Origin of the sequence: Streptomyces viridosporus (assembly GCF_002078235.1) — a bacterium.
GTDB classification, from domain to species: domain Bacteria; phylum Actinomycetota; class Actinomycetes; order Streptomycetales; family Streptomycetaceae; genus Streptomyces; species Streptomyces viridosporus.
Window position 1 is genome coordinate 1 of the sequence record NZ_MSGP01000127.1, and the last position, 6,858, is coordinate 6,858.

5 protein-coding genes are annotated in these 6,858 nt (G+C 71.3%); all 5 read left to right on the top strand.

Translation table 11 applies throughout. The features are described 5' to 3' along the window. Positions 1-559 (top strand): ROK family protein (locus B7L92_RS09735; RefSeq protein WP_143626279.1); only part of this gene is annotated, 559 nt, incomplete at its 5' end. Positions 560-724: 165 nt separating this feature from the next. Next, positions 725-2,002: an ABC transporter substrate-binding protein gene (locus B7L92_RS09740; protein WP_170102192.1), complete on the top strand. Its 1,278-nt coding sequence runs from the start codon at positions 725-727 to the stop codon at positions 2,000-2,002. 23 nt (positions 2,003-2,025) lie between these two features. Next, positions 2,026-2,991: a carbohydrate ABC transporter permease gene (locus B7L92_RS09745; RefSeq protein WP_081237040.1), complete on the top strand. Its 966-nt coding sequence runs from the start codon at positions 2,026-2,028 to the stop codon at positions 2,989-2,991. Beyond that, a complete protein-coding gene (locus B7L92_RS09750; protein ID WP_081237041.1) occupies positions 2,988-3,887 on the top strand; it encodes a carbohydrate ABC transporter permease in 900 nt (299 codons plus the stop codon). Before B7L92_RS09745 ends, B7L92_RS09750 begins: the two co-directional genes overlap by 4 nt. A gap of 12 nt (positions 3,888-3,899) precedes the next feature. Beyond that, positions 3,900-6,764: a glycoside hydrolase family 2 TIM barrel-domain containing protein gene (locus B7L92_RS09755; RefSeq protein ID WP_081237042.1), complete on the top strand. Its 2,865-nt coding sequence runs from the start codon at positions 3,900-3,902 to the stop codon at positions 6,762-6,764. Positions 6,765-6,858 lie beyond the last annotated feature (94 nt).

Genomic DNA, 6,858 nt, shown 5'->3' on the forward strand with positions numbered 1-6,858 from the left:
GGTCCTGGGGGGCGGGGTGCACCGGGGCGTGAGCAACAGCGCCGGCGAGTGGGGCCACACCACGCTCGTCCTGGACGGACGCCCGTGCCACTGCGGCAACCAGGGTTGCGTGGAGACGTACACCGGCGCGCCCGGCATCATGCGGAACCTGCGGGAGGCGAGCCCGCACAGCCCGCTGCTGCACCCCGGGGACCAGACGGCCACCGTCGACGCCCTCGCCCGCGGGGTGCGCGACGGCGACCCGGTGGCGGTGCGGGTCCTGCGGGACACCGCGCGCTACCTCGGCGCCGGGATCGCCGATCTGATCAACCTGTTCAACCCGGAGGTGGTCGTGCTCAGCAGCTGGGTCGCGGCCGCACTCGGCGAGCCCCTGCTCGACGCGGTGCGCGAGGCCGTCACCCGGCACGCGCTCCGCCGCCCGCTGGCCGCCACCCGGATCGTCCTCTCCCCCATCCCGACCGACCCCGTGTGCCTGGGCGCGGCGACGTTCGCGCTGGAGGGCGCGTTGCAGTCGGCGGGAAAGGGCGCCCGGAACCGCGCTCCCAGCAGGCGCCGCTGACTCCCTTGCCGGGGCGGCTTGTTCGTCATCACGAACGAGCCCCGGCGCGTCGACCGGACTTCGTCCGACCCCTTGCCGAAGTGTTGGCCGAAGGTTAACGTCCCGCGCACCGCAAGTCCTTGAGCGCCACCCGCCGCAAGCCGCACTCGAGACAAGGACGTCGACATGCCGGCCATGAGCAACAGCCCCTGGGACCGTCGAGCAGTACTCCGCGCCGCGCTGGGCCTCGCCGCCGCCGGCGGCCTCGCCGCGTGCGGCGGCAACAACGGCCGTGGAGGCGGCTCGGGATCGGGTGCGGGTTCGGGCGGGACCCTGGTCCAGTACTTCCACGCCTACGGCGAAGCCGGCACCGAGCAGGCGGTCAAGCGGTACGCGAAGGCCTACGAGGAGGCGCACGTGACCACGCAGTGGATCACGGGCTCCAACTTCGAGAGCAAGCTGTTCGCCTCGCTGCTCACCGACAAGGCCCCGGACGTCTTCGAGTTCCACCCGCAGATCCAGTTGGTCGAGAGCGGCCAGGTCGCCGACCTGACCGACCTGATCGAGCCGGTGAAGGACGACTTCAACCCGGCCGACATCCGGTCGCACACGGTCGACGGGAAGATCTACGGCATCCGGATGATCGACGACCCGCAGTTCTTCTTCTACCGCAAGTCGCTGTTCGACGAGGCGGGCGTCGGTGTGCCGCGGACGCTCGACGAACTCCTGGCTACGGCAGCCGAGTTGACGAACGACAAGGTCAAGGGCATCTACCTCGGCAACACCCTGCACTCGATCGTCAACCCCCTGATCTGGGCGTCCGGCGCCGACACCCTGGACGACAGGAACGAGATCGCCTACCACACGGACGGCGTCGTCGGCGGCTTCCGCACCCTGCGCAAGCTGTTCACCAGCGGCGATCTGCTGCTCGACGCGCCCACCGACTTCTGGGACCCCTCCGCGCTCAACCAGGGGCTGACCGCCATCCAGTGGTGCGGGATGTGGGCGATGCCGCAGATGCAGGAAGCCCTCGGGGACGACCTCGGGATCTTCCCCTTCCCGAAGGTCACCGGCGGGGGCAAGCAGGCGGTCTACAACGGCGGTTGGTCGATGTTCGTCAACGCCAAGGGCAGGAACGTCGAGGCGGCCAGGGAGTACGTGAAGTGGCTGTGGATCGACCGGAAGGACTACCAGGAGGACTGGGCGCTCTCCTACGGCTTCCACATCCCGCCGCGTACCTCGATCGCCGAGTCCGCCGACCGGCTCACGTCGGGTCTGCCCGCCGAGGGGGTGCGGCTCTTCCACGAGTTCGGGCACTTCGACAACATCGGCTGGACCCAGGCCATGATCACGGCATTGGAGGACGTCCTCGCCAACTGCGTCCGCAAGGGCGGTGACCCGGAGGCCGAGCTGGACAAGGCCGACGCGAAGGTGAACCGCGAACTCGACAAGCTCTTCGGCTAGGCCGGCGGACGGGCAGTCACGAGATGCCGACCACCACCGCGCGCGGTGCCGCCCGGCCCGCCTCCGGCAAGGCCTCCCCTCCCCGGTCGCGCCGGGGACCGGGGGCCCGCCGCACCCTGGCCTTCTGGCTCTTCACCGGCCCCTTCCTCACCGGCCTGCTGGTCTTCGTCTACGTCCCGATCCTGTGGAGCGCGTGGCTGTCGTTCTTCGAGGCCCGCTTCACGGTGACGCCCAGCGAGTTCGTCGGCCTGGAGAACTACCGGACGATGCTCACGGACGACGAGTTCACGGGCTCGCTGGTCACCTTCACCGTCTTCGCCGCGATCATCGTGCCCACCACCTGGGCGCTGTCGCTGGCGCTCGCGCTGGCGGTGAACCGGCTGCGGTTCCTGCGGGCGTTCTTCCGGTCGGTCTTCTTCCTGCCGACGGCGGTGAGTTACGTCGCCGCCTCGCTGATCTGGAAGATGTCCGTCTTCAACGGCGTCCGCTTCGGGCTGGCGAACACCGTGCTCGGCTGGTTCGGCGTCGACGGCATCGCCTGGCTGGCCAGCCCCGATCCGCCCTGGTACTGGCTGGTGATCGTCACCGTACGGCTGTGGCTCCAGGCCGGTTTCTACATGATCCTCTTCCTGGCCGCCCTGCAGAACATCCCGCCGGAGCTGTACGAGGCGGCGGCCGTCGACGGGGCGAGGCCCGGCTGGCAGACGTTCCGGTACATCACGCTGCCGCAGTTGCGCGCGACCTCGACGGCGGTGGTCCTGCTGCTGCTCGTGGCGGCGTACCAGGCCTTCGACGAGTTCTTCAACCTGCTGTCGAAGACCACCTGGGGGCGCCCGCCGCTGGTCGAGCTGTACCACAAGGCGCTCGGCGACAGTCAGGACTACGGCGCGGGCAGTGCGGGCGCGCTGGTCCTGACGCTGCTGATCTGTCTCGTGACCCTGCTCCAGGGCCGGATCATGGGCTTCGGCAGGGCGGAGGGAGCCAAGTGACCGCCACCGCGCCCGGGGCGGGGAAGCCGCAGGCGCCCCCGAAGGACCGCGGGCCGCGCCGCGTCCGGGGCGGGAGCGTGATCGGCTCGGCGGGCCTGTACGCCGCGACCGGTGTCGCCGCGCTGCTCTTCCTCGTCCCCTTCTACCTGATCGTCCGCAACGCCCTGTCCACCGACGCTCAGATCACGGGCGAGGAGTGGGCGTTCTTCCCCACCGACGTCCAATGGGCCAACGTCACCGAGCCGTTCGAGGATCCGACGGTCGACTTCGCCCGGTCGCTGTGGAACTCGGCGGTCGTCGGCGTCCTGCACACCGTCGGAACGCTGCTGGTCTGCTCGCTCGCCGGGTACGGGCTGGCCCGCATCCCGTACCGGCACGCGAACAAGGTGTTCCACGCGGTGCTGGTGACCCTGATGGTCCCGACCGCGGTGACCTTCGTGCCCAGCTTCGTGCTGGTCTCGTCGCTCGGCTGGGTGGACAGCTACCGGGGCCTGATCGTCCCGGGCCTCTTCAGCGGTTTCACCTGCTTCCTCTTCCGGCAGTACTTCCTGGGGTTCCCCAGGGAATTGGAGGAGGCGGCGCGGGTGGACGGACTCGGGTACGGGGGCGCGTACTGGCGGGTCGTCGTCCCCAACTCGCTGAACTTCTTCGCCGCCATCGCCACGATCACCTTCATCGGCGGCTGGAACTCCTTCCTGTGGCCGCTGGTCATCGGCCAGGACCCGAGCGCCTGGACCGTCCAGGTGGCCCTCTCCTCCTACATGACCAACCAGACCGTCAACTTCCACCTCGTCTTCATGGCCACGGCCATTTCCATCCTCCCCCTGGTGTGCGTGTTCCTGTTCCTCCAGCGCTGGCTGGTCCAGGGCGTCGCGCAGACCGGCATCAAGGGCTGAACTAGGAGAGCCATGTCATTGCGCACCCCGGCGACCGGCTACGTCGAGGACGTCTCCCCCGGCCGCGGGACCCTGCCCCCGCGGGCCTGGTACGCGTCCTCGGACGCGGCGTCCCTGTCCCTGAACGGCAGGTGGCGCCTGCGGGTGTCACCGACCGCGGACGCCGAGGACGAGTCGTTCGCCGAACCCGGGTACGACGCCGGGGACTGGGCGGAGGTGACCGTGCCCGGCCACTGGGTCCTCCAGGGCCACGGCGCGCCGATCTACACCAACCACCTGTACCCCTTCCCCGTCGACCCGCCGCACGTCCCCGACGAGAACCCGACCGGCGACCACCTGCGCGCCTTCGACCTGCCCGGCGACTGGCCCGCCGGCGGCGGGGCCGTGCTCCGCTTCGACGGGGTCGAGTCGTGCGCCCGGGTGTGGCTGAACGGCACGGAGCTCGGGGAGTTCAAGGGGTCGCGGCTGCCGCACGAGTTCGCCGTCGGGCACTTGCTGGAACCCTCGGGGAACGTCCTCGCGGTCCGGGTCCACCAGTGGTCGGCGGGGTCGTACCTGGAGGACCAGGACCAGTGGTGGCTGCCCGGCATCTTCCGCGACGTGACGCTGCTGCACCGTCCGGAGGGCGCCGCCGGGGACTTCTTCGTGCACGCCTCCTACGACCACGTCACCGGCGAGGGCACCCTGCGCGTCGACTCCGACGTCGAGGGCCGGGTGACCGTGCCGGAGCTGGGCGTCGAGGTGGCCACCGGCGAGCCGGTGACGCTCCCGGTCGAGCCGTGGACGGCGGAGACGCCCCGGCTGTACGACGGGGTGCTGGCCACGGCGGGCGAACGGGTCCCGCTGCGCGTCGGTTTCCGCACGGTCGTCCTGGAGGACGGCCTGATCAAGGTCAACGGCACGGCGCTGCTCTTCAAGGGCGTCAACCGGCACGAGTGGCACCCGGAGCGGGGCCGCGCGCTGGACCCGGACACCATGCGCGAGGACGTGCTGCTGATGAAGCGGCACAACGTCAACGCCGTCCGCACCTCCCACTACCCCCCGCACCCGGCCTTCCTCGACCTGTGCGACACGTACGGGCTGTGGGTGATCGACGAGTGCGACCTGGAGACCCACGGCTTCGTCGAGCAGGAGTGGCGCGACAACCCCGTCGACGACGACCGCTGGACCCCCGCCCTGCTCGACCGCGCCGCCCGCATGGTGGAGCGGGACAAGAACCACCCGTCGGTCGTGCTGTGGTCCCTCGGCAACGAGGCCGGCACCGGGCGCGGACTGACCGCGATGGCCGACTGGATCCACGACCGGGACCCCTCCCGCCTGGTGCACTACGAGGGCGACCTCGGCTGCCGCGACACGGACGTGTACGCGCGGATGTACCTGCCGCACGCCGAGGTGGAGCGGGTCGCCCGGGGCCTGGACGGCGGCACCCTCCGCAGGAGGCGGCTGCCGCTGATCCTCTGCGAGTACGCGCACGCCATGGGCAACGGCCCCGGCGGACTCGCCGAGTACCAGGAGCTGTTCGAGCGGTACGACCGGCTCCAGGGCGGCTTCGTCTGGGAGTGGATCGACCACGGCATCCGGCACCCGGAGCTGGGGTACGCCTACGGCGGCGACTTCGGCGAGGAGCTGCACGACGGCAACTTCGTCTGCGACGGACTGGTCTTCCCCGACCGCACCCCCTCACCGGGACTGACCGAGTTCAAGAAGGTGGTCGAGCCGGTCCGCATCGAGGCGGGCGACACGGACGGCACCGTACGGGTGACCAACCGGTACGACTTCGCGGACCTGTCCCATCTGGAGTTCTCGTTCTCCTACCAGGTGGACGGCTGGCCGACGGGGACGCACCGGCTCACCGTGCCGCCGCTCGCCCCCGGGGAGTCGGCGGAGGTCGAGCTGCCCGAGCCCCCGGACGGCAAGGGCGAGGAGGTGCAGTGGACGGTGGAGGCGCGGCTCGCCGAGGACCTGCCCTGGGCCGGAAGGAACCACGAGGTGGCCTGGGCACAGCGAACGGTGGCCCGCCGCGCCCCGCTGCCCGCCGCGGCCGGCGTCCGGCCCACCGTCGACGGGGACCGCGTCACCCTGGGCCCGGCGGTCTTCGACACCCGCACCGGCGCGCCCCGCACCCTCATCGGTGTGCCGGTGCGCGATCTGCGCCTGGACGTGTGGCGGGCGACCACCGACAACGACGACGGCGCCCCCTGGCAGCCGGACACCCGGTACGGGCCGCTCTGGCGCGAGCTGGGCCTGCACCGCGTGCGGCACCGGCTGGAGGCCGTCGAGACGGACGGCGACGCCCTGACCGTGCGGACCCGGGTGGCGCCCGCCGGCCGGGAGGTGGGCCTGCGGACGGCGTACCGCTGGACGTCCGACGGCACGCACGTCCGGCTGACCGTCTCGGTCGTGCCGGAGGGCGACTGGCGGGTGCCGCTGCCCCGGCTCGGCATCCGCTTCGGACTCGTGGGAGCCACCGCCGAGGACACCGTCTTCTGGTTCGGCGGCGGCAACGAGTCGTATCCGGACACTCGGACCGCGTCCAAGGACCTGCTGTGGGACGCGAGCGTCCGGGAGCTCCAGACGCCCTACGTGCGCCCGCAGGAGAACGGCGCCCACGCGAACGTGCGCTGGGCGGAGATCGGCGGCCTGCGAGCCGACGGCGACCCGGAGTTCTGGTTCACGGCCAGGCCCTGGACCACCGAGCACCTGGACGCCGCCCGGCACCGCACCGATCTGATCCCCGGCGACACGGTCTGGGTCCACCTGGACCACCGTCTGCACGGCATCGGCTCCCAGTCCTGCGGCCCGGGCCCGCTGCCCCGGTACTTCCTGTGGCCGGAGCCGACGGAGTTCTCGTTCGTCTTCTCGGCGCCGGACGCCTGACGCCCCGCCTCCCCGGTGGTCCGCGCAGCGGGGGGTGGGGTCCGGCGCCTCGAAGGGCACCAGGGTGCCGCCCCGGCCGCGGTGGCGGCGAGGA